20 protein-coding genes are annotated in these 26,059 nt (G+C 72.2%); 10 read left to right on the top strand and 10 right to left on the bottom strand.

Going from position 1 to position 26,059, the window contains the following annotated elements:
- Nucleotides 1-5 precede the first annotated feature (5 nt).
- Both ABT070_RS06075 and ABT070_RS06070 read right to left on the bottom strand, forming a co-directional pair.
- Nucleotides 6-209: a cold-shock protein gene (locus ABT070_RS06075; protein ID WP_020125862.1), complete on the bottom strand. Its 204-nt coding sequence runs from the start codon at nucleotides 207-209 to the stop codon at nucleotides 6-8.
- Nucleotides 210-480: 271 nt separating this feature from the next.
- Nucleotides 481-3,564 carry an AAA family ATPase gene (locus ABT070_RS06070; protein ID WP_351755320.1) on the bottom strand — a complete coding sequence of 1,028 codons (3,084 nt, stop codon included), beginning with the start codon at nucleotides 3,562-3,564 and terminating at the stop codon, nucleotides 481-483.
- A 229-nt stretch (nucleotides 3,565-3,793) separates the two neighbouring features.
- Between ABT070_RS06070 and ABT070_RS06065 the strand changes: the two genes are divergently transcribed.
- Nucleotides 3,794-6,727 (top strand): helix-turn-helix transcriptional regulator, encoded by a 2,934-nt coding sequence (locus tag ABT070_RS06065; RefSeq protein ID WP_351755317.1) that lies wholly within the window; start codon nucleotides 3,794-3,796, stop codon nucleotides 6,725-6,727.
- Nucleotides 6,728-6,899: 172 nt separating this feature from the next.
- Here ABT070_RS06065 and ABT070_RS06060 read toward each other — a convergent pair whose 3' ends face one another.
- Nucleotides 6,900-7,838 carry a hypothetical protein gene (locus ABT070_RS06060; RefSeq protein ID WP_351755314.1) on the bottom strand — a complete coding sequence of 313 codons (939 nt, stop codon included), beginning with the start codon at nucleotides 7,836-7,838 and terminating at the stop codon, nucleotides 6,900-6,902.
- Between the two features lie 377 nt (nucleotides 7,839-8,215).
- On the opposite strand from ABT070_RS06060, the gene ABT070_RS06055 reads away from it, so the two are divergent.
- The 3 genes from ABT070_RS06055 to ABT070_RS06045 all read left to right on the top strand — a co-directional run bounded on the left by ABT070_RS06055 (nucleotide 8,216) and on the right by ABT070_RS06045 (nucleotide 10,028).
- The gene (locus ABT070_RS06055; RefSeq protein WP_351755311.1) at nucleotides 8,216-8,863 is read left to right on the top strand and encodes a helix-turn-helix transcriptional regulator; all 648 of its coding nucleotides are present in this window, start codon (nucleotides 8,216-8,218) and stop codon (nucleotides 8,861-8,863) included.
- A gap of 63 nt (nucleotides 8,864-8,926) precedes the next feature.
- Nucleotides 8,927-9,667 (top strand): class I SAM-dependent DNA methyltransferase, encoded by a 741-nt coding sequence (locus ABT070_RS06050; protein WP_351755308.1) that lies wholly within the window; start codon nucleotides 8,927-8,929, stop codon nucleotides 9,665-9,667.
- Between the two features lie 145 nt (nucleotides 9,668-9,812).
- Nucleotides 9,813-10,028 carry a DUF4177 domain-containing protein gene (locus ABT070_RS06045; RefSeq protein WP_351755306.1) on the top strand — a complete coding sequence of 72 codons (216 nt, stop codon included), beginning with the start codon at nucleotides 9,813-9,815 and terminating at the stop codon, nucleotides 10,026-10,028.
- Here ABT070_RS06045 and ABT070_RS06040 read toward each other — a convergent pair.
- Nucleotides 10,003-10,296, bottom strand: a complete 294-nt coding sequence (locus ABT070_RS06040) for a hypothetical protein (RefSeq protein WP_351755303.1) — start codon at nucleotides 10,294-10,296, stop codon at nucleotides 10,003-10,005. The two genes, ABT070_RS06045 and ABT070_RS06040, sit on opposite strands and share 26 nt — an antisense overlap.
- A gap of 79 nt (nucleotides 10,297-10,375) precedes the next feature.
- Between ABT070_RS06040 and ABT070_RS06035 the strand changes: the two genes are divergently transcribed.
- A complete protein-coding gene (locus ABT070_RS06035; protein WP_351755300.1) occupies nucleotides 10,376-11,887 on the top strand; it encodes an APC family permease in 1,512 nt (503 codons plus the stop codon).
- A 1-nt stretch (nucleotide 11,888) separates the two neighbouring features.
- The gene (locus tag ABT070_RS06030) at nucleotides 11,889-12,305 is read left to right on the top strand and encodes a universal stress protein (RefSeq protein ID WP_351755298.1); all 417 of its coding nucleotides are present in this window, start codon (nucleotides 11,889-11,891) and stop codon (nucleotides 12,303-12,305) included.
- 63 nt (nucleotides 12,306-12,368) lie between these two features.
- On the opposite strand, the gene ABT070_RS06025 is transcribed toward ABT070_RS06030, so the two are convergent.
- Nucleotides 12,369-12,791 carry a secondary thiamine-phosphate synthase enzyme YjbQ gene (locus ABT070_RS06025; protein ID WP_351755295.1) on the bottom strand — a complete coding sequence of 141 codons (423 nt, stop codon included), beginning with the start codon at nucleotides 12,789-12,791 and terminating at the stop codon, nucleotides 12,369-12,371.
- Nucleotides 12,792-12,880: 89 nt separating this feature from the next.
- Between ABT070_RS06025 and ABT070_RS06020 the strand changes: the two genes are divergently transcribed.
- Nucleotides 12,881-13,957 carry an NAD(P)-binding domain-containing protein gene (locus ABT070_RS06020; protein WP_351755292.1) on the top strand — a complete coding sequence of 359 codons (1,077 nt, stop codon included), beginning with the start codon at nucleotides 12,881-12,883 and terminating at the stop codon, nucleotides 13,955-13,957.
- A 12-nt stretch (nucleotides 13,958-13,969) separates the two neighbouring features.
- Here ABT070_RS06020 and mltG read toward each other — a convergent pair whose 3' ends face one another.
- Entirely contained in the window at nucleotides 13,970-14,902 is a 933-nt protein-coding gene (mltG, locus tag ABT070_RS06015) for an endolytic transglycosylase MltG (RefSeq protein WP_351755289.1), read from the bottom strand.
- Between the two features lie 53 nt (nucleotides 14,903-14,955).
- Entirely contained in the window at nucleotides 14,956-16,758 is a 1,803-nt protein-coding gene (locus tag ABT070_RS06010; protein WP_351755286.1) for an ABC transporter ATP-binding protein, read from the bottom strand.
- A gap of 93 nt (nucleotides 16,759-16,851) precedes the next feature.
- Here ABT070_RS06010 and ABT070_RS06005 point away from each other — a divergent pair, with 93 nt between their 5' ends.
- Entirely contained in the window at nucleotides 16,852-17,391 is a 540-nt protein-coding gene (locus ABT070_RS06005) for a MarR family winged helix-turn-helix transcriptional regulator (RefSeq protein ID WP_351755283.1), read from the top strand.
- A 78-nt stretch (nucleotides 17,392-17,469) separates the two neighbouring features.
- Here the strand turns inward: ABT070_RS06005 and ABT070_RS06000 are convergent, their stop codons facing one another.
- The 3 genes from ABT070_RS06000 to ABT070_RS05990 all read right to left on the bottom strand — a co-directional run bounded on the left by ABT070_RS06000 (nucleotide 17,470) and on the right by ABT070_RS05990 (nucleotide 21,641).
- Nucleotides 17,470-18,945: a cation:dicarboxylate symporter family transporter gene (locus ABT070_RS06000; RefSeq protein ID WP_351755280.1), complete on the bottom strand. Its 1,476-nt coding sequence runs from the start codon at nucleotides 18,943-18,945 to the stop codon at nucleotides 17,470-17,472.
- A gap of 179 nt (nucleotides 18,946-19,124) precedes the next feature.
- On the bottom strand, nucleotides 19,125-20,657 hold the full coding sequence (locus tag ABT070_RS05995; RefSeq protein WP_451099840.1) for a peptide-N4-asparagine amidase: 1,533 nt from the start codon (nucleotides 20,655-20,657) through the stop codon (nucleotides 19,125-19,127).
- A gap of 240 nt (nucleotides 20,658-20,897) precedes the next feature.
- Nucleotides 20,898-21,641 carry a L,D-transpeptidase family protein gene (locus ABT070_RS05990; protein ID WP_351755278.1) on the bottom strand — a complete coding sequence of 248 codons (744 nt, stop codon included), beginning with the start codon at nucleotides 21,639-21,641 and terminating at the stop codon, nucleotides 20,898-20,900.
- 279 nt (nucleotides 21,642-21,920) lie between these two features.
- Between ABT070_RS05990 and ABT070_RS05985 the strand changes: the two genes are divergently transcribed.
- Together ABT070_RS05985 and ABT070_RS05980 are read left to right on the top strand one after the other, a co-directional pair.
- On the top strand, nucleotides 21,921-23,786 hold the full coding sequence (locus tag ABT070_RS05985; RefSeq protein WP_351755275.1) for an ABC transporter transmembrane domain-containing protein: 1,866 nt from the start codon (nucleotides 21,921-21,923) through the stop codon (nucleotides 23,784-23,786).
- Complete coding sequence (locus ABT070_RS05980) at nucleotides 23,783-25,642, top strand: ABC transporter ATP-binding protein (protein WP_351755272.1); 1,860 nt, start codon at nucleotides 23,783-23,785, stop codon at nucleotides 25,640-25,642. The genes ABT070_RS05985 and ABT070_RS05980 overlap by 4 nt, the downstream gene beginning before the upstream one ends.
- Nucleotides 25,643-26,059: the final 417 nt, after the last annotated feature.

The following is a 26,059-nucleotide window of genomic DNA, read 5'->3' as shown; positions in this document are numbered from 1 at the left end:
TCGCGTCAGGCGGGCGTGATGTTCTCCGCCTGCGGGCCCTTCTGGCCCTGCGTGACGTCGAAGTTCACCTTCTGGCCTTCCTGAAGCTCACGGAAGCCCTGGGTGGCGATGTTCGAGTAGTGAGCGAAAACGTCGGGGCCGCCGCCGTCCTGCTCGATGAAACCGAATCCCTTTTCCGAGTTGAACCACTTGACGGTGCCAGTAGCCATGTCACATCTCCTTCGGGGCAGTGCCCAGAGGTCCACACCGTGTGGACCCATGCGTTGCCACAATGAACCCCGTCCGGATAAGCACCGGAGATACAAAAATGCCCGGCGACCAGACAGCCGCCGAGGCACTTGAAGTTTCGGGAACCACAACTGCAACTAGCTTGAAGCCTAGCACGGTACATACAACCGCACTACCTTTCGCCCACGCGGCACCGGATCGGGCGCGCAAGCCTGTACGAAGTCAAATACACGCGAAAGGTTAATTTTCAGATTACACAAGGTTCGCTCCAGGAGAACACGACCACGGCTCGAGCCCGCCCCGGCGATCGGGTCGGCCGGTGAGCACGGCCGTGACCACCTCGGTGCGGGACCGCAGTCCGGTGCGGGCGAACAGCCGGGACAGCCGGTTGGCCACCGCGTCCTCACTGACCCGCAGCACCATGGCGATCTGACGGTTGGTGAGTCCTTCGGCGATCAGGGTGGCGAGCAGTTGCTCGTTCTCGGCGGTGGCCTGTCTGCGCCCCGGAACGGTGATCCCGGCCTCCCGCATGGCGGCCCTGGTCCGGAAGCGCGCCAGTGCGGAGCCGGTCCTCCCGAACAGTTCGTACGCCTCGTGCAGCAGCGTGGGCGGCCCGGCGCCCGCGTCGGCCGCGGTGACGAGGGTCACGGCCGTCTCGTACGGCTGACTGCGCGAGCGCGCCAGGTCCACCGCCTCCCGCAGGCCGTCCCGGGCGGTGCCGGGAGAGTCCTGCCGCAGCACGCGGGCCGACGCGAGCAGATATCTCAGCCTCGTCCTTCCGCTGCCCGTCCGGTCGGAGATCCGCGCGAGGCGTTCCAGGCAGGTCACCGCCTCGCCGGTGTGTCCCGTCTCCGCGTGCACCTCGGCGAGGGCGGCCCACAGTTCGTCGGTGCCCGCGACGTGTCCGTGGGCGTCCGCCGCGTCCAGTCCGCCCCGCAGCGTCTTCTCCGCCCCGTGCGGATCGCCGAGGGTCCGCAGCACCTCGGCCTCCACGGCGTCCAGCGAGTACTCCAACCGGCCCTCACCCCGGTCGCGCACACTGTCGATGAGGCGGCGGGCGCTGGTGGTGCGGCCCCGGGCGAGAAAGACGGCCGCGGTGCGGGCGGGAATCAGACAGCCGTCCGCCGCGGGCGTGTCGATCCGGTTGTTCGCCAGCATCCACCGGGCCTGCTCCAGTGCCTCGTCCCAGCGGCCCTCGAGGTGGCGCCAGAGGAACACGCTGTGCGGGGGCAGCGAGTCGGGGCTCAGGCCCTGGGCTGCCAGCAGGTTCTCCGCCGCGTGCAGGTCCCGGCCGCTGAGCAGCTCGTCGAACATGGTGGTGGCGAGGGCGTACACGTGCTCGGCACCCAGGTGCGGGGCCTCGGAGAGGGCCAGTGCGCGTCGGAACCGCTCCGGCCGGCCCAGCACCATCTCCGCCACGGCCCGGAAGTAGTCGGGCTTCACCCGGCCGCGGACATCAGTGGTCCACACCGGTTCCGTCCGGGCCAGCAGGTCCAGCGCCTCCTGCCACCTCGCCAGTCCGCACAGGGCCAGCACCCGGCCGGTCACCGGTGCCAGGGCGGGCAGCCGCAGTTCGTCCCACCACTCGGCCGTGGCCAGCCGGGACAGCGCCCGCCAGTCCGCGTCGTTGGCGGTCGCCGCGGTGAAGAGGTTCGCGGTGTCCTGCAGGGCCAGTGGGCCGAGGACGTCCGCCATGTTGCGCAGGATCGACTCGGCGATGGTCCGCGCCGTCCGGTAGTCGCCCGCCTGGTAGGCGGCCTTGGCGTACCGCTGAAGGGCCGGGACGCGGTCGACGGACCGCTCGACGAGGTGGCCGGCCGCCCGGCACCACCGGAGCACTCCCCTGCCCTCGGAGTCGGGATGGAGCCTTTTCGCGGCAGCCGTCAGTTCCGTCACCGCACGGTCGCGGTCGACGAGATGTCCGGCTTCCGCGATCCGGTCCGCCAGGTAGGCCACCGCGTCCGCCTCGTCGGGCAGCGCCGCCACCTGCGGTCCTGTCGCGCACCCGGTGCCCGCCGCGTCCCGGTCCGCCCACAGGGCCTCCACCGCCGTGGCGGACAGCCGGCTGCGTTCCAGCGGCCCCAGGCGCTCGCGGACGGCATGTGCCGTCAGCGCCACGACGAACGTCCAGCCGCCCGCCGCGGCGCCGTCGGGCCCGGCCTCGTCCTCGGGCCGGACGGCGACGATCTCCGCGTCGATCAGGTCGCGGATCCCGTCGCCGACCGCCTCGGCGGACAGTCCGGTCGACGTCGCGATCAGCTCCGAGGCCCGCCCGCCGAGCGGCCACAGGATGCTCAGCGCTCCGGCCACCACGCGGCCCGGTCCACTCAGCGCGTCGAGCGCTCCGACGAACCGGTCGCTGTCCGGCAGCACCGGCGCCGGCGTCCGCACCCCGACGAAGGCGTGACCGTCGGCCACCCTGATCGCGCCCTCCCGCGTCCATCCGGCGAGCAGGGCGTCGATCGCGCCGGGGACCCCGTGCGTCAGCTCCCGCACCCGCCGGGACAGACTGCTGTCGGGTGTCGCCCGCAACCGCCGCGCCACCACCGCGGTCGTCTCGTCCGGCCCGAGTCGGGGCAGCACGATCGTGTGCGCCCACGGCACGTCTCCCCGCAGGTCCGGGGCTCCGGCGGCAGCGTGGCGCGGTGACGTCCGGTCCGCGTCGTCCACGTCGTCCGCGTCGTCCGCGTCGTCTTCGTCGTCCGCGGCGCTCCGGGCACGGGAGGCCGTTTCGTCCCCGTTCCCGCCGCGCGTGTTCCGCTCGCCTCGTCCCGCGGCGGAGGCCAGCAGCCGGACTCCGGCCGGCAGCCGCGCGAAGTCGGTCCCGCGGAGCACGGCCAGCGAATCGGCGTCGGCGAGGTGGAGGTCGTCCAGCTCCACGACCACGGGCGTGGACCGCGCCAGAGCGGTGTGCAGCAGTCGGGCCATCGCGGTCCCGTCGCGCCGCTCGGCCGCGTGCAGGGCCTCGGTGACCGGCTTCGCCGCGCGCTGGTGTGCCGTGCCGGAGTGGTCCGTACCGGAGAGGTGCTCCTCCAGCGCCATGACCAGCCGCAGCGCGAGCAGCAGCGGCCGTGCGTCGTCGCCCGGCACGCAGCCCACCGCGAGCACGGACGTCCCCTCGGCGCGCAGGCGTTCGCCGAGTGCGTGCAGGAACGCGCTGCGCCCGGCTCCCCGTTCGCCCCGGACGAGCACCAGGCGTGGTCCGGCCGGATCCCCGAGGCGGTCCTGGACCTCGTCCGACTCCCGCTCGCGGCCGACCGGGCACCCGGTCGTGCGGTCGAGGCTCGCGGCCGTGCCCCCGTGGACCAGCCAGGGGCTTTCGGACGGAACAGCCATGGTCCACCGCGTTCTCTTCGACGACATGTGCGAGGCGGGCGGCACCGGACCCGACCGCGTCGAGCGTCTCCGGCGGCCCCGTGGCCGGGCCGTCAACACTGCGAGCCATTATGGCCATTTCCGTATAATCATGTTCCGTCGGGCGGTGGGTTCCGAAAGCACCGCGCCGCGAACGTTCCTGCTCCGGTCGGCCGTTCACCCGCGCAGTACCGGACCAGGAGGAGTGGGCGTGCTGGAGTGCGGGCCTGTCATCGGCAGGGACAGCGAGATCCGGGAAGTGGCCGGGACCCTGCTGTCCACCGGTGCCTCGGCGCGCACCCTGCTGCTCGTCGGCGGAGCCGGGACGGGCAAGACCGCCGTGCTGGAAGAAGCCCGGCGAGCGGCGGTCGAGGACGGCGCCACGGTCCTGCGGCTGCGCTGCGACGACGGCGGGCACCCGCCCGGCGCGGCCGCGCTGGCCGATGGCGTCCACCATGTGCTCACCAAGGTCCACGACCGCCGGAGCCCGGCCCGTACCAGTGCGATCCGCCGGATCCGGCTGCGGAACACCGGCCGGGACGGCGAGTTGACCCTGCTGGCCACCCTCGGCGAGGTGGTCGCGGACGCGGCCCGTCACCTTCCCTTCGCGCTGGTGGTCGACGACGTCGAGCGGATGCCCTCGGCGACGGCATCCGCCCTCGGCCTGCTGCTACGCGTCTTCCGTCCCGCCGGCGTGCCGATGGTGATGGCCGGCCGCCTCACCCGGCCCGGACACCCCCGAGACCCCGGACACCCCGGCCGCCCCGGAGACGACGGTGGCGACGGTGGCGACGGCGTCCGGCAGCTCGCGACGGCGGCCGACCGGCTGCTCGAACTGCCGCCGCTGCGGCCCGCCGACGTGGAGACCCTCGTGGTCCGGCGGCTCGGCCGCCCGGTCGAACCGGCGCTGGTGACGGCGGTGCTGCGGGCGCTGGGCCCGATGGCGGGCACCCCCGAGGCCGTGCTGTCGGTGCTCGACTCGATGGCGGAGCGCGGCGACTTCCTGGAACTCGACGGCCATGTGTGCCTGGTCGAGCCGGAACAGGCGCTGCGGCTCACCACGGACGTGGCCCGGCTGAGCCGGCTCTGCTGGCCGGCCGGGCCACCGGACGCCGCCGCCCTGGACGCGGCGGCCGCCGTGGCCCGCAACCTCGAGCACACCGAGATACGGCTCGACGATCTGCACCGGCTGAAGCCGGGCGGCCCACGCCGGGCCGGCCTCGTCGACCGCACCCTGACCCCGCTGGTCGGGGACGGGATCCTGACCGTGGACGAGGACCGCCGGATAGCGTTCGCCGTTCCGGCCCTCGCGGCGGCGCTGCGGGCGCTGCCCACGCGGCACGCCGTGTCGTCGCTGCACGCGCTGATCACCAGATCGCTGACCGATCGGCTGGGCGCGGAGACGGCGGGGGGCGGCTACCCCCGACTGGCCGATCACGTGGCGGCGGCCGGGGCCGAGCTGGACGACGCCCTCGCGGTGGACGTACTGCTGGCGGCGGCCCGCACGGACGCCAGGTCCGACTGGTCCCGATCGGTCCGCGCCTACTCCTGGGCGCTTCGGCGACTGCCGCCGCACGACCGCAGGACGCCCGGCGTGCTGGGCGAGTCCGCCGAGCTGAGTCTGCGGCACGCCGACCACCCCGGCGCGCTGGCGCTGGGCGCACCGCTGTTCGCCTGCCTGGACACGCCGTCCGCCGAGCGGGACCGGGAAGGTCTGGATCATGTCGCCGGGGTGTGGGCTCTGGCGGCACTGCACGAGCACCGGTGGCCGGACCCCCTCGACGCCGGACCCCGGGGCCGTGCCGTGGTGGAACGCACGCCCGCCGTGGCCGGCTTCGCGGCGCTCGTCGGTCCGTACGGACTGGGCCCGGTGACGCGCCGTCCGGATGCGGAGGACCACCGCGGCGCTGCCGCCGCCGACCCGCGGCCCCGGTCAGGACCCCTGCCCTCGGCCGCGGAACTCCGGCTGCTGGCCGGGGCCGCGGGGAGCCGCGCCGGACTGCCGGAGGTCCTGCCGCCCGACACGGACGGTGCACGGACCCTGGAAGGGCTCCGGAACGCGACCGCCCACGCGGACCTGGCCGGCGCCCTGGCCGCCGTGCTCGGGGACCGTTACACGGGCGCGGGGGACAGCACGGCCGCGCTGTACCACGTCATGGTGCGCGAGTACCTGCAAGGGGACTGGGACCGGGCCCTGGCTTCCGCCCGCCGGATCGAGGCGCGCAGCAGGACCCGCGGCAGCGCGGCCGGCCCGGCGCAGCCCGCCCGCGCGCTCGCGGCCGAGATCCACTGCGCGCGCGGGGAGCCGGGGTACGCCCGGGCGTGGCTGGAGCCGATTCCCGACACCGTGACCCACCCGCTCGTCGCCTGGGCGAGGCTGGGGCTGCGGTACTGGTCGGGCCAGGTGGAGGAGGCGCTGGAAGGGGCGCTCGACGAGGTGCGGCGGGCTCGCCGGAGCGGCCTGCTCTCGGGCATCGAGAAGGTGCTGCTGCGGTATCTGTCGTTCGCCCTGCTGGAGGCCGTGCCCTCGGCCATGGCGGAGGCGCTGGACGAACTGGAGGCGCTGGACGAGGAGGTGGGCTCCCCCATGACGCGCGAGGCGGTGCTCCTCGGCCGGGGTCTGGTGCGGCGCGACGTGGACAGCGCGCTGGCCGCTCTCCGGGCGGTGCGCGGACGGGGCGACGCGTATCTGGAACTGCTCTGCTGCCTGGGCCTGGTGGAGATCGGCGACGACTCCGAACGGTGGCTGGCCGAGGCCACGCGCGGCGCGCGGGCGCTGGGCATCGGACGCGCCACCCGTACGTCGCTCGGCCATATGACACGGCGCCGTAACCTCGTCCTGCCGAGGGTGCGTCCGGCCGAGGCGGAGTTGAGCGCGGCGGACATCGAGCTGACCGCGATGGTCAGCCATGGGGCGACCAATCGACAGATCGCGGCGCGGCTCGTGTGGAGCGAGAAGACCGTGGAGCGACGGCTGACGCGGCTGTTCCAGCGCACCGGTTGCCGCTCCCGGGTGGAGCTGGCCGCGGCCTGGCTGGACGGCAGCCTCGCCCACCGCGACCTGGTGCCGGACGGCGTGCGCGGCACGGCCGGTGGCTCGCTCCCCGTCCGTGCGCCCCGGACGCCGTCGAGCCGACGCCGCTGACACGTGCCGCGCCCCGGCCGCGGCCCGCCCGGCAGCTGTCTCCGGCCGTCGCCCGGCCGCGTCCGGTTGCGCTCCCCGCCGCACCCCGGTGCACAGCCGGTCAGCGGGTCAACCGGTCAGCCGGTCAGCGGGTCAGTCGGTCAGCGGGTCAGTCGGTCAGCGGGTCAGTCGGTCAGGAGAGGCGGGCGGCGTGGGTGTCGACGGGCAGGCCGAGTCGGCCGGTGTCGAGCGAGCCGTCGGCATTCACCTGGAAGTTCCAGTCCGCGCCGACGATGTAGCCCAGCACCAGGAGCGCGTCGGTGTCGCGCATCGCGGCGTCCCGCCATTGGTCGTCGCGGAACTGAGCGGCGGTCACCACGAAGAGGCGGCGGGCGTGCGCCTTGGCGGCCACCAGGGCGATGCTGTCCTGCCGCACGGCCTGCGGGGCCGGCGATCGCCGGTCTGGCCCCCACGGCATGTTGTCCTGGCAGGCCAGAGCCTCGTCACGGGTCGCCGCCGTGCGCAGCCGCGCCGACCGCGCGCCCAGTCCGTCGGTGACCGACGCTGTGGCCGCCGAGCCCACCAGGACGACCGTGGCGAGCAGCCCGACCGGACCCGCGATCAGTTCCGTGATGAGTGCCTGGGCCAGGCACCGGACATCGTTGTCCTCACCTGTCAGGGCGATCGCCCCCGACAGCCGTGAGAGGTCGACGAGCACCCTGTCGCCCCGATGGCGACCGAGGGTGACGGCCAGGGAGTAGGGGTGCGCGACCTCGGCGCCCCCGTCTCCCGGACCCGTCAGCTCCTTCGGTTCCACCCACCACTCCTTGCCCGAGAGGTCCGCGGTCCAGGGCGCGGGCGCGGGGGCGTCGGCACCGGCGAGCAGCAGCGTCAGCCGCTGTCCCGAGTGGATGACCGCGTGCACCTCGGGCAGCGCGCGGGCACTGTGCGCCCGCCCTTCGGCCACGGCTCGCAGGCCCAGGGCGACCGCCTCGAGTTCCTTGCGACGGGCGCTCGGTCTCGCACCACGGACCTGCCCGGGCCAGGGGTCGCGTCTGCGCAGGATCCATGCGGCGGCGGCCCCGAGCAGCACCAGGACGAGCACCACGGACAGGACAATGGACGCGATCATGCGGCCACCTTTGTACTAGAAGTTGCCAGAACTGGTCACCGGCTCTGCGGCAACACCGCCCGCGGCGCTCCGCGGTCGCATCGCCAGGGGCCCGGTGGCACCCGGGGGAAACGCGCCGCCGACCGACGGACAGCCGATGGACAGCCGATGGCAAACGTCGGAACGCGCTCTCCACGCCATCGTGGTGCTTTCCCCGCTGCCGGTGGAAGGCGAGACCGCGAACCTTGCCGGTCTGTACAGGGAGGACGGACCGGCCGCTCGCGCCAGGTTTCCCTCGGTCGGCGGACGTCGGGCCCGTGGCACGGATGTCCGGTCTTCCCCGGTGGCAGCATCGCCCTCCTGAACCTCGTGGAAAACCTGTGTGAATTGGGGGGCGCATGCCTCATCAAGTACTCGGCGAGACCGTGCGCGTGGCCATTCACGCGCCCGCCCCCCTGGTCCGCGCCGGACTGGCCGGCTTCGTCGCACTGGACCCGCGTCTGCACGAACTGCCGCAGGACAGGATCCGGGAGGCCGACGCCATCGTGGTCGCCGTGGACGTGGCGGACGCCTCCGCCCTGGACCTGCTCCACCGCCTGTGCGACAAGCCCGGCGCCCGCTTCCTCGTGGTGGTGGGCAAGAAGTGGCGGGCCGACCTGTCGGCGGCGCGGAAACGGGGCGTCCGCGCCGTCGTGTGGTGGGACTTCTGCAGCCCGGACGTCTTCGCCCGATCCGTGCGCGCGGTGGCCGGCGGCGAGGAAGGCACGCTCTCCCCCCGGCTCGCTCCCGAGGATCAGCCGACGGACTCCGAGCGGGCGGACCCTCACGCCGCCGCCTCCCGAGGGCGGGCCGTACCCAGACTGAACCCTCGTGAGGTGGACGTACTGCGCCTCATCGCCGAGGGAAAGCAGTGCGACGAGATCGCGATCGAACTCTCCTATTCCGAACGCACGGTGCGCTACATCCTGTACGGCGCGATGAAGCGGCTGCGGACGCGCAACCGTGCGCACGCCGTCTCCCGTGCCATCCGGGCCGGGCTGATCTGAGCCGCCGTCCGCGGGGGAAATCCCGTCGACAGCGGGCCGTCGCGCCCGGCAGAGTGGCCGCTCGTGACGAGCAGCGAACTGTGGACGCGCGCGACCGCCGACCGCTACGACGCCGAGGAGGGCGAGATGTCCTCGGCCGCCGTCCTCGGACCGACCCTCGACTTCCTCGCCGGACTCGCCGGCGACGGCCGGGCACTGGAATTCGCCATCGGCACCGGCCGCGTGGGTGTCCCGCTCCGGGAGCGCGGCGTGCCCGTGGTGGGCGTCGAACTGTCCGAGCACATGGCGGCGGTGCTGCGGCGCAAGATCGACGAGGACACCCTCCCGGTGGTCCTCGGGGACATGGCCACGACCGTCGTGCCCGGCGAGTTCGCCCTGGTGTACCTCGTCTACAACACCATCACGAACCTGCTCACGCAGGACGAGCAGGTCGAGTGCTTCCGCAACGCCGCACGTCACCTGTCGCCCGGCGGCCGCTTCGTCATCGAGCTGGGGGTGCCGCCGCTGCGGTTCCTGCCGCCCGGGCAGGTCGCGGTGCCGTTCGACGTCTCCGAACGGCATCTCGGCTTCGACACCTTCGACCTGGTCGAACAGATCCTCGTCTCGCACCACTTCACACGTGACGCCGACGACGGCAGGTACCGCCGCGGAGACTCCCGGCACCGGTACGCGTGGCCCGCGGAGCTCGACCTGATGGCACGGATCGCGGGACTCGAACCGGAACGGCGTGTCGCGGACTGGGACGGCGCGCCGTTCACCCAGGACTCCACGAAGCACGTCTCCGTGTGGCGCAAGCCGGCCTGACCCGCCCTCTGCCCGCCGAACCCGCCCCGACGTGTGCGGCGACGCCGACCGGTGATTGGCTGTCCCCGGTTCCGGCAGTCGATCCTTCCGGTTCCATGCGGTTCCCAACGGTTCCATGCGGTTCCATCCACAGGAGGGCCTCTTCATGACCAGTCCCCACGCACTCGAGTACAAGGTCGTCACCTTCCGCGAGTCACTGATCGGCGACGCGCTGGACAGCGACAAGCTGGAGAAGGTGCTCAACAAGCACGCCGAGGACGGCTGGGCCCTCAAGGCGATCACGTCCGCCGACGTCAAGGGCCGTATCGGCCCCGGTGCGGTCGAGGGTCTGCTCCTCACGCTGGAGCGTCCGCGCCGCTGACACCCGCGGTCCCGCCCACAGGTGCCGTTCCGCGGAAGGTCGTGGAGCGGCACCGGACCGGCCCGGCATGGCTCGGGTCCGGGTCCGGGTCCAGGTCCGGGTCCAGGTCCGGGTCCAGGTCCAGGTCCGGGTCCAGGTCCGGGTCCAGGTCCGGGTCCGGGTCCAGGTCCGGGTCCGGGTCCAGGTCCGGGTCCGGGTCCAGGTCCGGGTCCGGGTCCAGGTCCGGTCCAGATGCGGATGCCTCCGGTGTTCCGGCGGTGACACCCATGGCCAATCAGCCCTCAAAGACATGAAATGTCCTAAAGCTCCCTGTTGTATGGCTTCACGCACAACCGGAGCGAGGGAACATGGCCAACGACACCACCGGCGAACGTCCACCTGACGGGTTGAAGGCCAATGCGATCGGCTTCGTCGACGCACTCGTCATCGGGCTCAACGCCACCTCACCGGCGTACTCCCTGGCGGCGGTCATCGGTCCGATCGTGGCGCTCGTGGGCATCTACGCCCCCGGCGTGCTGGTCGCTTCGTTCGTTCCGATGCTCCTGATCGCGTCGGCGTTCTACTACCTCAACAAGGTCGACCAGGACTGCGGCACCACCTTCTCGTGGGTCACCCGGGCCATGGGGCCGTGGGCCGGATGGCTGGGCGGTTGGGCCATCACCATGACCGGAGTGCTGGTCGTCGGGTCACTGGCGGACGTGGCCGTGAGCTTCGCGCTGCTCGCCTTCGGCCTCGACAGCTGGGTCGACAACGACTTCGTGCGCCAACTGCTCGCGGTGCTGCTCATCCTCGTGATGACCGCCGTGTGCGTCGTCGGCACCGAGGTCTCCGCCAAGGTGCAGAACGTCCTCATCCTCGCCCAGGTCGTCTGCCTGCTCGCCTTCGTCGTCGTGGCGCTCTACCGCGTCTACGCGGGCACCAGCACCTTCGATTCCGTCGAACCGGCGATCGGTTGGCTCAACCCCTTCGGCGCCGGCGGATCGACGCTGACCGGAGCGCTGCTGCTGGGCGTCTTCATCTACTGGGGCTGGGAATCCGCGGTCAATCTCACCGAGGAGGTCGAGGACTCCGCCACCGCCCCCGGCAAGGCGGGCGTCTGGTCGACCATCATCCTGCTGGTGACCTACGTCTCGGTCGGCTTCGCCGTCGTGGCCTACGCCGGAACGGCCTTCCTGGCCGAGAACGCCGACGAGGAGGAGTTCATCTTCGCCCTGCTCGCCGGCAAGGTGATGGGCGGCTGGGACTGGGTCGTGCTGCTGGCGGTCTCCACCTCGGCGCTGGCGTCGACGCAGACGACGATCATCCCGGCGTCCCGCACGGCGCTGTCCATGGCACGCCGGCACGCGCTGCCCGCGCACTTCGCCCACATCCATCCGCGGTTCCGCACGCCCGACGTGAGCACCTGGTGGGTGGCCGGCATCGCCATCGCCTGGTATCTCGTCGTCAACCAGATCAGCGCCAACGCCCTGTTCGACTCGCTCACCGCGCTGTCGTTGCTGATCGCGTTCTACTACGCCCTGACCGGTGTGGCCTGCGCCGTCTACTACCGCCGCCATCTGACGGAAAGCGTCCGCCACTTCATGCTCATCGGCCTCGGTCCACTCGTCGGCGCCGGGCTGCTGGCGTGGCTCCTCGTGGAATCGGTCTCCGACATGTCCGACCCCGCGAACTCCTACACCGGCACCTCGTGGCTCGGGGTCGGCCCCCCGCTCGTCATCGGCGTCGGCATCGCCGTCGCGGGAGTGCTGCTCATGGTGCTGTGGCGGCTGAGGTCACCCGTCTTCTGGTCGGAGCGAGCAGGTGTGGCCGACCCCGATCTCGTCCACGGCGTCCACGGCGTCCCCGGCAAGGAGTCCTGAGATGACGGTTGTCCTCGGCTACGACGAGTCTCCCGGCGCGGTACGCGCCTTGCGCATCGCGATCCAGACGGCGGCCGCGTTCCGTGAGCCGCTCGTGCTGGTCTACGGCGCGGCGGCCCCGGGGTCGGGGGGCGAGGAGTACCGGGCCCACCGCGAGGCCGTCCGCGAGGCCGGACGCGTCGCCCTCGATCACGCCGTCACGGCGGCCGAGGCGGCGGGCGTGTCCACGACCGTCGAGATCATCGACCAGAAACCGGCGCAGGCGCTGATCGACGCCGCGTCACGCCACGAGGCGAGGTTCATCGTGGTGGGGAGCTGGGGCGAGAGCCCTATGCGCGGGGCGCTGCTGGGCTCGACCCCTCACAAACTCCTGCACCTGTCGACCATCCCGGTGCTCTGCGTCCCGACCGAGGAATGAGCTGCCGCACCTCACCCTCACCTCGCCCTCGCTCGCGCCCTCACCTCGCCCTCACCCTCACCCTCACCCGAGGAAGCTCAGGCGCACCTGACGGTCGGGGTTGTCCTTGTTCGTGTCCACCAGGCACACCGACTGCCATGTGCCCAGCTCCAGCCTTCCGTCCACCACCGGCAGGGTCGCGTGGGGCGGGACGAGGGCCGGGAGGACGTGGTCGCGGCCGTGGCCGGGGCTGCCGTGCCGGTGCTGCCAGCGGTCGTCGGCGGGGAGGACGGTGTGCAGGGCGGCCAGGAGGTCGTCGTCGCTTCCGGCGCCCGTCTCGATGATCGCGATCCCGGCCGTGGCGTGCGGGACGAAGACGTTCAGGAGGCCGTCGCGGCCGGCGGCCACTTCGCGCAGGAACGCCTCGCAGTCGCCGGTGAGGTCGACGACCCTCTCCCGGGAGCCTGAGGCGATGTGCAGAACTCGGGTGGTGAACGCATCTGACATGCCCCCATCCTGACCCATACGCCGGGTTCCGTACCCGATCTCACACCCGCACCGGGAAGATCCACGCCGGCCCTTCCGTTGGTAGAGGCGTGAACAACGTGCGTGAGATCGAGGTGGTCGTCATCGGCGCCGGCCAAGCGGGTCTGGCGGCCGCCCATCACCTGCGACGCACCGGTTTCGAGCCGGAGCGCGACTTCGTGGTGCTCGACCACGCCCCCGCCGCCGGGGGCGCCTGGCAGTTCCGGTGGCCCTCACTGACGTACGGCAAGGTGCACGGGATGCATGCGCTGCCCGGCATGGAGCTGACGGGCGCCGATCCCGCCCGGCCCTCGTCCGAGGTCGTCGCCGAATACTTCGCCGCCTATGAGCGCGCCTTCGACCTGCGCGTACGGCGCCCGGTCGATGTGCGGGCCGTGCGTGAGGGCACCGCGGGGCGGCTGCTCGTCGAGACCTCCGACGGCACCTGGTCCACGCGGGCCCTGATCAACGCCACCGGCACCTGGGACCGGCCGTTCTGGCCGCGCTACCCCGGCCAGGAGACCTTCCGCGGCCGGCAGCTGCACACCGCGCGGTATCCGGGTCCCGAGGCGTTCGCCGGGCTGCGGGTGGTCGTGGTGGGCGGTGGCGCGTCCGGTACCCAGCACCTGCTGGAGATCGCGCCGTACGCGGCTCGGACCACATGGGTGACGCGGCGTCCCCCCGTCTTCCGCGAGGGGCCCTTCGACGAGGGTGCGGGCCGCGCGGCCGTCGCGCTCGTGGAGGAGCGGGTACGCCAGGGACTGCCGCCGAGGAGTGTGGTGTCCGTGACGGGACTGCCGCTCAACGACGCGATCCGCCAGGGGCTCGCCGACGGGGTGCTGGACCGGCTGCCCATGTTCGACCGGATCACTCCGGACGGCGTGGAGTGGGACGACGGACGGCGGGTCGCCGCCGACGTCATCCTGTGGGCGACCGGGTTCCGGGCTGCCGTCGACCATCTCGCGCCGCTGCGGCTGCGTGAGCCGGGCGGCGGGATCCGGCTCGAGGGCACGCGCGCCGTCGCCGACCCGCGCGTCCATCTCGTCGGCTACGGGCCGTCGGCCAGCACCATCGGCGCCAACCGGGCCGGCCGTGCGGCCGTACGGGACATCAGGCGGCTGCTCGCGGGGGAGCCGGTCGCCGCCTGATGCCCTGCCAGGTCACCCGGCTGCCGCCGACTGGCTCTTGGGGCTCTTCGAGCTCGTCGGGCCTGCCGGACTCGCCGGGCTCGCCGGGCTCGCCGGACTCGTACTCGTCGGGCCCGTCGCGCTCTGCTGGTTCCGGTTGAACTCGGCCACGTTGCGCTGGTGTTCCGTGTAGCTCGCCGTGAACCGTGTGTCGCCCGGCTTGACCGTGACGAAGTACAGCCAGTCGCCCGGGGTGGGACTCACGGCCGCGCGCATCGCCTCCTCGCCGGGGTTGTCGATCGGCGTCGGCGGCAGGCCCATGCGCTGGTAGGAGTTGTAGGGGCTCTCGACGCGGGTGTCGTTCTCCGTCGTCTTCAACGTGAAGCGGTTCAGTGCGTAGTTGATGGTGGAGTCCATCTGCAACGGCATCCCGCGCTCCAGCCGGTTGAACACGACCCGGGCCACCTTGCCCATGTCGGCCCTGGTGGCGGCCTCGGCCTGCACGAGGCTGGCGATGGTGACCGCCTGATAGACGTTCATGGCGTTGTGCTGGGCGCCGGCCGCCGTCGGCGCCCCGTTGAACTTCTTGTTGGCGGTGTCGACCATGTAGGACAGCAGCGTCTGCGGCGTCGCCTTCTTGTCCAGCGGATACGTCGCCGGGAAGAGGTAGCCCTCCGGATTGCCCTCGGCGTCGTTCGGCAGCTTCAGCCCGGCCTTCGGCAACGCCTTCCTGGTGGTGCCGGCCGGCAGGGCGAGCGCCTTGTCGACGGCTTCGTAGACCTGGCTCGCGCGCCAGCCCTCCGGGATGACCAGGGTGGCCGGCTTCGGCTTCTCCTTCGGACTCTCCAGGCTCAGCAGCGGCACCGCCACGGCGGTGCCCGCCACGACGGCTCCGGTCGCGATGAGGACGAGACGGCCCCGGCGCGTCAGTCGAATCGTGCTCCGTGGCGGAGTGTTCATCTGCATGCGGGCACGGTAACCCGCATATCGTCACAAACACGGCATAACTTGCCATACTGTCATCTTGTCGGCTCCAGGCGGGCGTCCCGTCGCACCAGGGCCGCGTATCGCCCGTCGCGCTCCAACAGCTCCTCGTGCGTGCCCCGTTCGGCCACCTGGCCGGAGTCGAGGACCACGATCTGGTCGGCACCCCGAATGGTGGACAGCCGGTGGGCGATGGTGAGCGTGGTGCGGTTGGCCGAGAGCGCGTCGATGGCCTCCTGGACGGCCTGCTCCGTACGGGTGTCGAGGGCGCTGGTCGCCTCGTCGAGGATCAGCACCGGCGGGTCGCGCAGGATGGTCCGGGCGATGGCCAGCCGCTGCTTCTCGCCACCGGAGAACCGGTGGCCGCGCTCGCCGACGACCGTGTCGTAGCCGTCGGGCAGGCCGGCGATGTGGTCGTGGATCTGCGCCGCCCGCGCCGCCGCGTGCAGTTCCTCGTCGGTGGCGTCCGGCTTGGCGAAGCGCAGGTTGTCGGCGACCGTGGCGTGGAAGAGGTACGTCTCCTGCGAGACGACGCCGACCGCGCGCGCGAGGGTGTCGAAGTCGAGGTCACGGACATCGACGCCGTCGAGCGTGACCCGGCCGCCCGTCACGTCGTACAGGCGCGGCACCAGATAGCCCAGCGTGGACTTTCCGGCGCCGGTCGGGCCGACCACCGCGAGGCTGCCGCCGGCGGGGACGTCGAGGTCGATGCCGTCGAAAACGGGGCCGCCCTTGTCGTCGTACCGGAAGGCGACGTCCTCGAAGCGGATCTCGCCCTTGATCTGGTCGATACGGACCGGGTCGGCGCGCTCGGTGATGTCGATGGGGAGGTCGAGGTACTCGAAGATGCGCTGGAAGAGCGCGAGGGAGGTCTGGATCTGCACGCCGGTCGACAGGAGGCTCACGGCCGGGCGGAACAGGCCCTGCTGGAGCGAGACGAAGGCGACGATGGTGCCGAGCGAGACATCGGGGCCGCCCAACTGGAGGGCCAGACCCGCGGTCCAGTAGATGAACGCCGGCATGGCGGACATGACGATGCCGATGACGGCCATGCGCCAGCGCCCGGCCATGTTCGACCGCACCTCGAGGTCGACCAGTTGTTCGGACTCGTCGGCGAAGGACCGCGTGAGGGAGTCGGAGCGGCCCATGGTTCGGCCGAGCAGGATGCCGCTGACCGACAGCGACTCGGTGACCGTGGCGGCCATCGCGGCCATCTGCTTCTGACGCTGGGTGGTGATCTTCTTGCGTTCGTTGCCGACGCGGCGGCTGATCCACACGAACACCGGCAGCAGGAGCAGCGAGACGACGGTCAGCCGCCAGTCGAGGGCGACCATCGCGATGATGGTGGCGACCACGCTGGTGAAGTTGGAGACCAGGGAGGTGGCGGTGGAGGTGACGGTGGCCTGCATACCGCCGATGTCGTTGGCGATGCGGGACTGGACCTCGCCGGTACGGGTGCGCGTGAAGAAGGCGAGGGACATCCGCTGGAGGCGGTCGTAGACGGCCGTCCGCAGGTCGTGCATGACCCGCTGGCCGACGGTCGTGGAGATCAGGGTCTGCAGGACGCCGAAGACGCCGCCCAGGACGGCGCTGAGGATCATGCCGAGGGCGAGCAGGGTCAGCAGACCGGTGCGCCCCTCGGGGATGGCGACGTCCAGCGTCTCCTTCAGCAGGAAGGGGGTGGCCACGGTGACCAGCGAGGCGGCGGCGACCAGAACGCCGACGACCGCGAGCCGGGCACGGTAGGGCTTGAAGAGCGTGAGGATGCGGCGCACCTGCCGGGGCTGTTCGGTCGAGGTGCCGGGCGTGGGGGTCCAGTCGATGTGGTCGCGGGGCATGGCTCCTACGGAGGGTGAGACGGTGAGGACTGACGGAGCATAGCTCATTGTTACCTATACTCACAATGAACGGCGTCCTGATATTGTTCCCGTATGACCACCCCCGATTCCGACAGCCTGCTCGCCGAGCAGCTGCTGCGGCTCACGCGCCGGGTGCACCGCATCCAGAAGCACCACCTGGAGCGGAGCGGGCTCGCCGTCACCCCGGCCCAGGCCCGGTTGCTGCGCACCCTGGCGCACTGTGACTCACCGCCGCGCATGGCCGACCTCGCCGAGCGGCTCGAGGTGGTGCCCCGGGCCGTCACGACCCTGGTCGACGGGCTGGAGGGGAGCGGCAAGGTCCGGCGCGTGCCGGACCCCACCAACCGGCGGGTGATCCGGATCGAGCTCACGGAGGACGGCCGCAAGGCCCTGCGGCAGCTACGGGGCGCCCGGGTGTCCGCCGCGGAGGAGATTCTCGATCCACTGACGGACCTGGAACGCCAGGTGCTGAGCGGTCTGCTGGACGCGCTGGTGGACGGCACCCCGGACCGGACGCCGAAGCACGGACAGGGACCGGACCAAGGGCAAGGGCAAGGACGAGAGCGGGGACGAGAGCAGGGGCACGGCCGGGGGCAGGGGCACGGCTGCTGAACTCGCGAGAACGGGCCGTGGCCGCCCCTCCGTCATACGGGAGAGGCGGCCACGGCCCGTTGCGCCGGCGGCGTCCGGTCAGCCGGCCTCGGGGACGGTCTCCCCGGCGGGCCCGGCGGCGACGACCACCGGGATCCCGGCCGCCGCTTCCGGACTCTGCGAACCCCGCGACCGCTCGGTGGCCTCCGACCGCTCGGACCCCTCTGGCTTCGCGGGGCCTTCCGGCTTCGCGGGGCCTTCCGGCTTCTCGTCCGGCAGGGCGACGGTCTCGCCGTCGAGGACCTTCCTGGCCCGTTCCAGGTCCAGCGCGCCCTCCCAGCGGGAGACGGCGAAGACCGCCACACAGTTGCCGAGCAGGTTGGTGACGACGCGCATCGAGTCCATGATGCGGTCCACGCCCAGCAGCAGGGCGACGGCGCCGGCGGGGATGGCCCCCAGCGAGGAGGCGGTAGCGGACAGGGCGAGGAAGGCGGAGCCCGGGATGCCGGCCATGCCCTTGCTGGTGAGCATGAGCACCAGGATCACGGTGATCTGCTGACCCGGGCTCAGGTCCACGCCCACCGCCTGGGCGATGAACAGCGTGCCGATGGACAGGTAGAGCGAGGCGCCGTCGAGGTTGAAGGAGTAGCCGGTGGGCAGCACCAGGCCCACGGCGTCGTCGCGGGCGCCGGCCCTGCGCAGCTTCTGCATCACGCGCGGCATGACGGACTCGGTGGAGGCGGTGCCGAGCGCGAGGAGCATCTCCTCACGGATGTAGCGCAGGAACTTCCACAGACTCAGCCCGGTGACCAGCCGCAGGGCGACGGCGAGCAGCGCGATGAACAGGGCGGCGGCCGCGTAGCACAGGGCGATCAGCTTGCCGTAGGTCTCGATCACGCCCAGGCCGTAGTTGCCGATCAGGACGGCCGTCGCCCCGAACACGGCGATCGGCGCCAGCCGCATGACGAAGCCGACGATCGCGAAGATGACCTCCTGGGCCTGTTCGATGGCCGGCAGGACCTTCGGCGCCCTGGTGTGGCCGAGGTGCAGCAGCGCGGCACCGACCAGGCAGGCCAGGATGAGCACCTGCAGCAGCGAGTTCTCCGCGAAGGCGCCGATGAAACTGGTGGGCAGCGCGTTCACGACGAACTCGGTCGTCGAGGGCAGCGAACCGCCGCCCGTCTTGGCGTCGACCGCCGAGGTGTCGAGCGTGGACGGGTCGACGTTCATGCCCGAGCCCGGCTGGACGATGTTGGCGGCGAGCAGCCCGATGACCAGGGCGAACGTGCTCGCGACCTCAAACCAGACCAGGGCCTTGAGCCCGATCCGGCCGAAGGCCCTCAGGTCACCGGCCTTGGCGATGCCGACGACGACCACGCAGAACACCAGGGGCGAGATGATCGTCTTGATGAGCCGGGTGAAGCCGTCGCCGAGCGGCTGGAGATCCGTGGCCACGTCGGGCCACAGCTTCCCGACGACGATGCCGAGTACGAGCGCGCAGGCGACCTGCGCGAAGAGTGAGGTACGCAGTATGCGTGCGACGCGTCGCGGCAGGGACGGGACGGACGGCGGCACGGGCACTCCTTGGGGGGATGGCGGCACGCGGGAGCCCGATCGGGGACGGACAGGACTTCTGCGATGCGGAAAGCGGTTTCCGTAGTGATCACTGTGAAGGTGTCGTTGATCGCTCACGAGACCTGCGCGTTTCCGCTGTGTAAATCCCGCCACGAGTGACGCGTCGCACGCGTTGCGGCTCAGCAGCCTCGGTGATCCTCCGTCAGCACCCCCTGCGCCGTGGCCAGTCGCCGGTCGTAGCAGCCGGCCGAGCCGTACAGCCGGTAGCGCTCACTCGTCGCCCCGACGGCATGACGCTGGTCCCGGGGCACGCCGACGGTGAAGGTGGCATCGCCCGTGTAGGTGTCGTCGAGCCGTGACCAGGACACGCGTCGGCCGTTCCGGGTCGTCACGGAGTCGGCCCGGTCGCCGAGGGCCAGCACGGTGCGGAGCCGGTCGTCCGCGCCGAGGGTGGTGGTGCCGTTCATCGTGTAGGTCCGCTCGGTGCGCGTCGTACGGGCCGGTCCGAGGCCGTCGACGGTGACCGACTCGTCGTCCGTCCAGGAGGCGTCGAGGCCGTCCACGGTCTCACCGTCGGTCCAGCGGTGCGCGGAGGTGTTCGCGAGGACCCGGGTCACGGAGGTCCGGACGCGACCGTGCGAGGTGTCGAGATACCCGGCGACGGTCAGTCGGTGCCCGCCCTCGGTGTCGACGCGATGTTCCGTGCCGGGCGTGTAGGCGGCGGAGTCGGCGAGTTCACCCGCCGCGTGCGTGAGGAGTCCTCCGCCGACGACGGTCTTCCCCGGGTCCTGCCAGACGAGCACGTTGACGGGTGTGCTCCAGCCGCTCTGCCCCTCGGACACCCCGACGACGGACACCTCCACGCGGTGCGGACGGCCGTCGTTGAGGATCCCGGCGAAGGGGGTCAGGTCGTATTCGATCGGCTTGATGTCGAAGGCCCGGGGGCCCGGAACCACGTACCAGAGGAAGGGGTTGGACCAGCCGCCGGTCCAGACGGTCGGGAAGGGGGCGGCGATTCCGGCCAGTTGCCCGTCGACCTCGACCTGCACCTCCCGATAGGGCCCGCCGTCCGACCGGCAGGAGTAGGGCGCGGTCGCGGGGACGGTCAGGTACCAGTACTCCTCGCATCCGCCGCCGGAGCCGGTGGCGTACACCTCGGCGACGACGCGTTCGCTGTTGCGGGGCGTGGTGAGGGTCGTGCCGCCCGAGCCCTCGGCCAGGGTGAGAACGCGGTCGGGGGTGGCGGCGGCCGGTTTCCCTTCGTAGAAGGTGAGCGTCACCTTGACGTCGATCACGCCCGTATAGGTGTCGTCGACGACGTTGCCGACGAGCATCTCGACATCCCGGGCGGAGCGGAACGTCTCGGCGTAGCGGGTGACGTCCTTCTCGACGGACCACTCGATCCCGTCGGGCGACGGCTCGGGCGTCGACGTACGGAAGATCTCCACCCCGCCGACGTGCAGATAGCCGAGCCGGTCGAACTGCCGCCCCTTGACCTCGCCGTCGAGGCGCAGCACCACCTTGCTCCAGCGGTCGCCGCAGCCGTCCGGCGGGGTGTACGCGCCCCGGTACGGCGTGAAGTCGCGGAACTGCGCCTCGGCGAGGGTGACCTGACAGCTCTTGGCATGGGGCCTGGCCACGGGCGGGGCAGCCGTGAGGGGGTCGTGCCAGTCGGTGCCGAACTCGGCGGGGACGTCGACCGACGCGGACACGGACGACGGCGAGGACGAGGGTCGGGACGGCGAGGACGCGGACGACGGCGAGGACGGGAAGGGGGACGGGGTGGGTGACGGCGAGGCGTCCGCTCGTGCCGTGCCGCTCCCGAGGGCCGCGCTCGCCAGGAGGATCGCCCCCGTGAGCCCTCTGAGCATGGACATGCTAATCCGGCTTCTCATGGCCGGTGTTCTACGGGCAGTCGGCCCCTCCCCGCAATGACGCCTCCACCGCGAGGGCTACGCCTTCAGCGCGTCCCTGTCCCCCATGACCACCACGGGATGCCGAGCCGGGTCGAGAGTGCGCAGCAGGTATTCCATCGCGGCCCGGGACAGGCTGACGCAGGCCGACGTCCCGCTGCCGTGATCCATGTGCAGCCAGATCCCCCCGCCCTTCTCCTCGCCCTCGGGTCGCGCCGGGTCGTCGGGCGGAGCCCCCTTGACGCGGTTGTAGTCGATGGCGATGACGTAGTCGAAGTCGTGCCAGTGAGACCTCGCCCACCAGCGCGGCGCGGCGAAGGAGGCGGAGCGGGTGTACGGCAGCCTGGTGCCGGGATCGGCCAGGACACCGCCCGCGTCGGTGAGCGTGAACACGCCGACGGGACTGCGGTTGTCGCCGGCGTGGTGCTCGGCGGTCCAGCCCTTCTTCCCGTTGTGCCCCCGCCAGCTCCGGACGCGCTCCCAGGCCGAACCCCTCCCGGCGTAGAGCACGACGGTGGCGTCCGCGGAGTCCTTCCCGTCGCCGTACACCGCCACAACCTGGCGTGAAACAGCGGGGATCCGCCGCAGCAGCCGGTCCCCGACACCCGGCACGCCGGCCGCCGCGGCCGCGCTCGGCGAGGTCCCGCCCCTCCGGCCGGCCGCTCCCGACGTCCCGTCACTCCCCTGGTGCACGGCCGCACCTCCACACGCGGACAAGGCCGCGAGCAGGAGGCCGCAGATCACCGGCGCGGCTCCCGCGCGCCGCGCATAGCCCTGTCGCATCGGCCCATGCTCGCACCACTTACCGTGCGTCAGCGCCAGGTTCCGGACATCCGGGCCGTGTCGGACACCTGCCGGATCCGGCCGCCGCCATGGAAAACCGGTTGATTTTGACCACGCTGCGACGCGAACCTTGCACGGTTTGTTGCCGCTCCCCGCGGACCCTCCCGTTCGTCCGCCGCTCCCCCACCCCGTCTCCTTCCGCCTGCCCCGCCGAATCCTTCTCCTTCCCTTTCACCGTCTCCCCCTCCCCCTACCGCTGACTCGAGCCACTGGGACGTCATGCAGATCCAAGACCTTCCGTACCCCGACCCGGGTGTGCCGGACGCACGCTCGGGACCCCGCTTCCTGTGGTGGCTCGGCCGTAACCAGCTGGGCGGCCAGCTCAAGGCCCTGGCCTGGGGGCTGCTGCACTTCGTCGCCGTCTCGGCACAGCCGTTCTGCGTCGGGTTCGCCATCGAGGCCGTCGTGGACCGTTCCGGCACCCGGCTCGCCCTCACCGGCGGCGTGATGGCCCTGTGCGGTGCCGCCACCGCGGTCGGGGACACCTTCCTGCACCGCGCCGCCGTCACCAACTGGATCACCGCCGCCGCCCGGGTGCAGCAACTGCTCGCCCGCAAGGCCTCGCAGCTCGGCTCCGGGCTGACCCGGCGGGTCGCGGCCGGTGAGGTCGTGGCCGTCTCCACGGGCGACGTCGAGAAGATCGGCTGGCTCGTGGAGGCCGTGTCCCGCTTCACCGCCGCGGCCCTCACGGTCCTGCTGGTCTGCGTCGGTCTGGTCGTGTACCAGCCGGCGCTCGGCCTGGTGGTCGCCGTGGGCCTGCCCGTTCTCGCGCTCGCGGTGCTGCCCCTGCTGCCCCCGGCCACGCGACGGGCCGACTTCCAGCGCGAGAAGGCCGGACGCGCCACCGAACTCGCCTCGGACACCGTGGCCGGCCTGCGGGTACTGCGCGGGATCGGCGGCGAGGAACTGTTCCTCGACCGCTACCGCAGCGCCTCGCAGGAGGTCCGGCACGCGGCCGTGCGCAGCGCCCGCATGTGGTCGCTGATCAGCGCCATCCAGGTGCTGCTGCCCGGCCTGCTGCTGATCACGGTCGTCTGTTACGGCGTCCATCTGGCCCGCGAGGGCCGCATCACCGTCGGCGAACTGGTCACGGTCTACAGCTCCGTCATGGTCCTGGCCTATCCCCTCAGGCACTTCGAGGAGATCGCCATGGCCTACTCCTTCTCGCGCCCGTCGGCCAAACGCGCCGCCCGTGTGCTGTCCCTGGAGCGGGTCACCGACATCGGCGGATCGCGCGCGGCCGACGCTCCCACGGGCGACCTGTACGACCCCGCCACCGGGCTGCTCGCCCCGAGCGCCCGGCTCACCGCCGTGGTGTGCGGCGACCCGGACGCCGCCGGAGAGCTGGCGGAGCGGCTGGGCGGACATCCTCCGGAGGAGAGTCCTTCGGTACTGCTCGGCGGGGTCCCGCTGAACGAACTGCCGCTGGACTCCGCGCGCGCCTCGGTCCTCGTCCAGGACAAGGACCCGGTGCTGCTGTCCGGTTCCCTGCGCGACCTGCTCGACGTGCCCGCCTCGGGTGCGGTCGACGCGGGTGCGGCGCTGGCCGCCGCCCAGTGCGGGGACGTCCTCGACGCACTCGTGCAGGGTTCGCTGGACGCCGACGATCCGATGGACGCCCGCATCACCGAGCGCGGCCGGTCCCTCTCCGGCGGCCAGCGGCAACGGCTCGCGCTGGCCCGCTCCCTGTACACGGACCCCGAGGTCCTCGTCCTCGACGAGCCCACCTCCGCCGTGGACTCGCACACCGAGGCGCGGATCGCCGAGGGGCTGCGCGATCTGCGGGCGGGGCGCACCACGGTGGTGTTCACCTCGTCCCCCCTGCTGCTGGACCGCGCCGACCGGGTCGTGCTCGTGCACAAGGGCGAGGCCGTCGCGGTGGGCGGACACCGCGAACTGCTGCGCTCCGAGCCCCGGTACCGAGCCGTGGTGACCAGGGAGACCGACGAGGAAGCGGCGCCGCGCCACGCCCTCAGGGACGACGAGACCTCCCTGAACGGTGTGCTGAAGGACCTGGAAGACAACCGACTCGCAGAGATCGAACACGGACGGATCGAACGCGAAGAGATCGAGGAGACCGCATGATCGGCGTGGCGCCGCCCGCGTACGACCCGGCGGCACCGACGACGGCGAACACGCTGCCCGTCGGCGCCCCCGCGACCGTCCGCGCCTACGTGGCCGAACTCCTGCGCCGGCACCGCCGTGCCTTTCAGCTCCTCCTGCTCGTGAACACGGTCGCCACGGTCGCCTCGATGGTGGGTCCCTGGCTGCTCGGCGACCTCGTGGAGCGATTGTCGGAGGGCGCGCGCGAGCTCCACCTCGGGCTCATCGCCACGCTGTTCGTGCTCGCCCTGGTCGTCCAGGCCGTCTTCGTACGGCAGGTCCGGCTGCGTGGCGCGATGCTCGGCGAGCGAATGCTGGCCGATCTGCGCGAGGACTTCCTCGTCCGCTCGGTGCGGCTGCCGCCGGGCGTGCTGGAGCGCGCCGGGACGGGCGATCTGCTGTCCCGCATCACCACGGACATCGACCGGCTGGCCAACGCGATGCGCGAGGCCGTGCCCCAGCTGACGATCGGCGTGATGTGGGCGCTGCTGCTGCTCGGCGGGCTCGTCGTCACGGCGCCGCCGCTGGCGCCGGCCGTCCTGGTCGCGGTGCCCCTGCTGGTGGCCGGGTGCCGCTGGTACTTCAAGCGGGCGCCGGCCGGCTACCGCTCGGAGGCCGCCGGCTACGCCTCCGTGGCCGCCGCCCTCGCCGAGACCGTGGACGCCGGCCGCACGGTGGAGTCCCACCGGCTGGGCGAGCGCCGTATCGCGCTCTCCGAGCAGCGCATCCGGCAGTGGACCGCCTGGGAGCGCTACACCCTGTGGCTGCGGTCGGTGCTCTTCCCGGTCATCAACCTGGTGCACGTCACGGTGCTCGGCTCGGTCCTCATGCTCGGCGGGGCGTTCGTGCTGAAGGGCTGGATCGGGGTCGGTCAGCTGACGACGGGCGCGCTGCTCGCGCAGATGCTCGTCGACCCGGTGAACCTCATCCTGCGCTGGTACGACGAGCTTCAGGTGGCCCAGGTGTCGCTGGCCCGCCTGGTCGGAGTGCGTGACATCGAGCCGGACGGCGGGGACTCCGGGCTCGTGCCGGACGGGCGTGACGTACACGCCGACCGGGTCCATTTCGGCTACCGGGAGGGCGTCGACGTGCTGCGCAAGGTGACCCTGGAGGTCTCCCCCGGCACCCGGCTGGCCCTGGTCGGACCCTCGGGTGCGGGTAAGTCCACGCTGGGGCGGCTGCTCGCCGGGATCTACGCGCCGCGCGACGGCCGGATCACCCTCGGTGGCGCCGAGCTGTCGCGGATGACCGCGGAACGCGTCCGCTCCCATGTGGCGCTCGTCAACCAGGAGCACCACGTCTTCGTCGGCTCCCTGCGCGACAACCTCCGGCTCGCCCTCCCGCACGCACGACTCCGCTCGGGCGAGGAGACCTCGACGTCGACGGTCTCGGCGGTCCCGACGGTCTCCGATGATGTCGAAAACGCCGAGGACGCCGAGCTGTGGGCGGCCCTGGGCGCGGTCGACGCGGACGGCTGGGCCCGGTCCCTGGACGGGGGCCTCGACACCGAGGTCGGCTCCGGCGGTGTCGCGCTCACCCCGGCGCAGGCCCAGCAGGTCGCCCTGGCCCGGCTGGTCCTGGCCGACCCCCACACGCTGGTCCTGGACGAGGCGACCTCGCTGCTCGACCCGCGTGCCGCCCGCCACCTGGAGCGGTCCCTCGCCCGCGTCCTGGACGGCCGCACCGTGGTCGCCATCGCCCACCGCCTGCACACCGCCCACGACGCGGACGTCATCGCCGTCGTCGAGAACGGCCGCATCAGTGAGCTGGGCAGCCACACCGAGCTGGTCGCGGCGGACGGGGCGTACGCGGCGCTCTGGCGATCGTGGCACGGCTGACGACACGGCTGAGGACACAGCTGAGGAGCGGAACAGCGGTGGCAGCGGGCCGGCACCGGTGCGAGGTCTGAAAGCGCCGGTGCCTGTGCCCCGGCCTGTACCTGGGGCAGCGCCGGTGCCTGTGTCCGGGCGGGCGCCGACCCCGGTGCTCCGGCCGACCCTTGCACTCGGGGCGGCCCTGGAGCTTGGGCCGACCCCGGTGCTCGGGCCGACCCCGGTGCCTGGTCCGGTACCAGTGCCGGCGCCCGTGCCTGGTCCGGTGCCCGTGCCTGGTCCGGTGCCTGCTGCCGCCCTCTCATCGGGCAGCGACCCGCGTGCCCCGGGGACGGGAACGGCCTCGGACAGCGGCCGCCGCGCCGGGGTGGAGGCGGCCCGCCCCGGCCTTCGCGCGTGCTCTGGCGTTGCGCGCTCCCGAAG

This window comes from Streptomyces sp. NPDC002884, assembly GCF_040295245.1.
In the GTDB taxonomy this organism is placed as follows: Bacteria; Actinomycetota; Actinomycetes; order Streptomycetales; family Streptomycetaceae; genus Streptomyces.
This window is presented reverse-complemented; position numbering and strand designations above follow the sequence as displayed.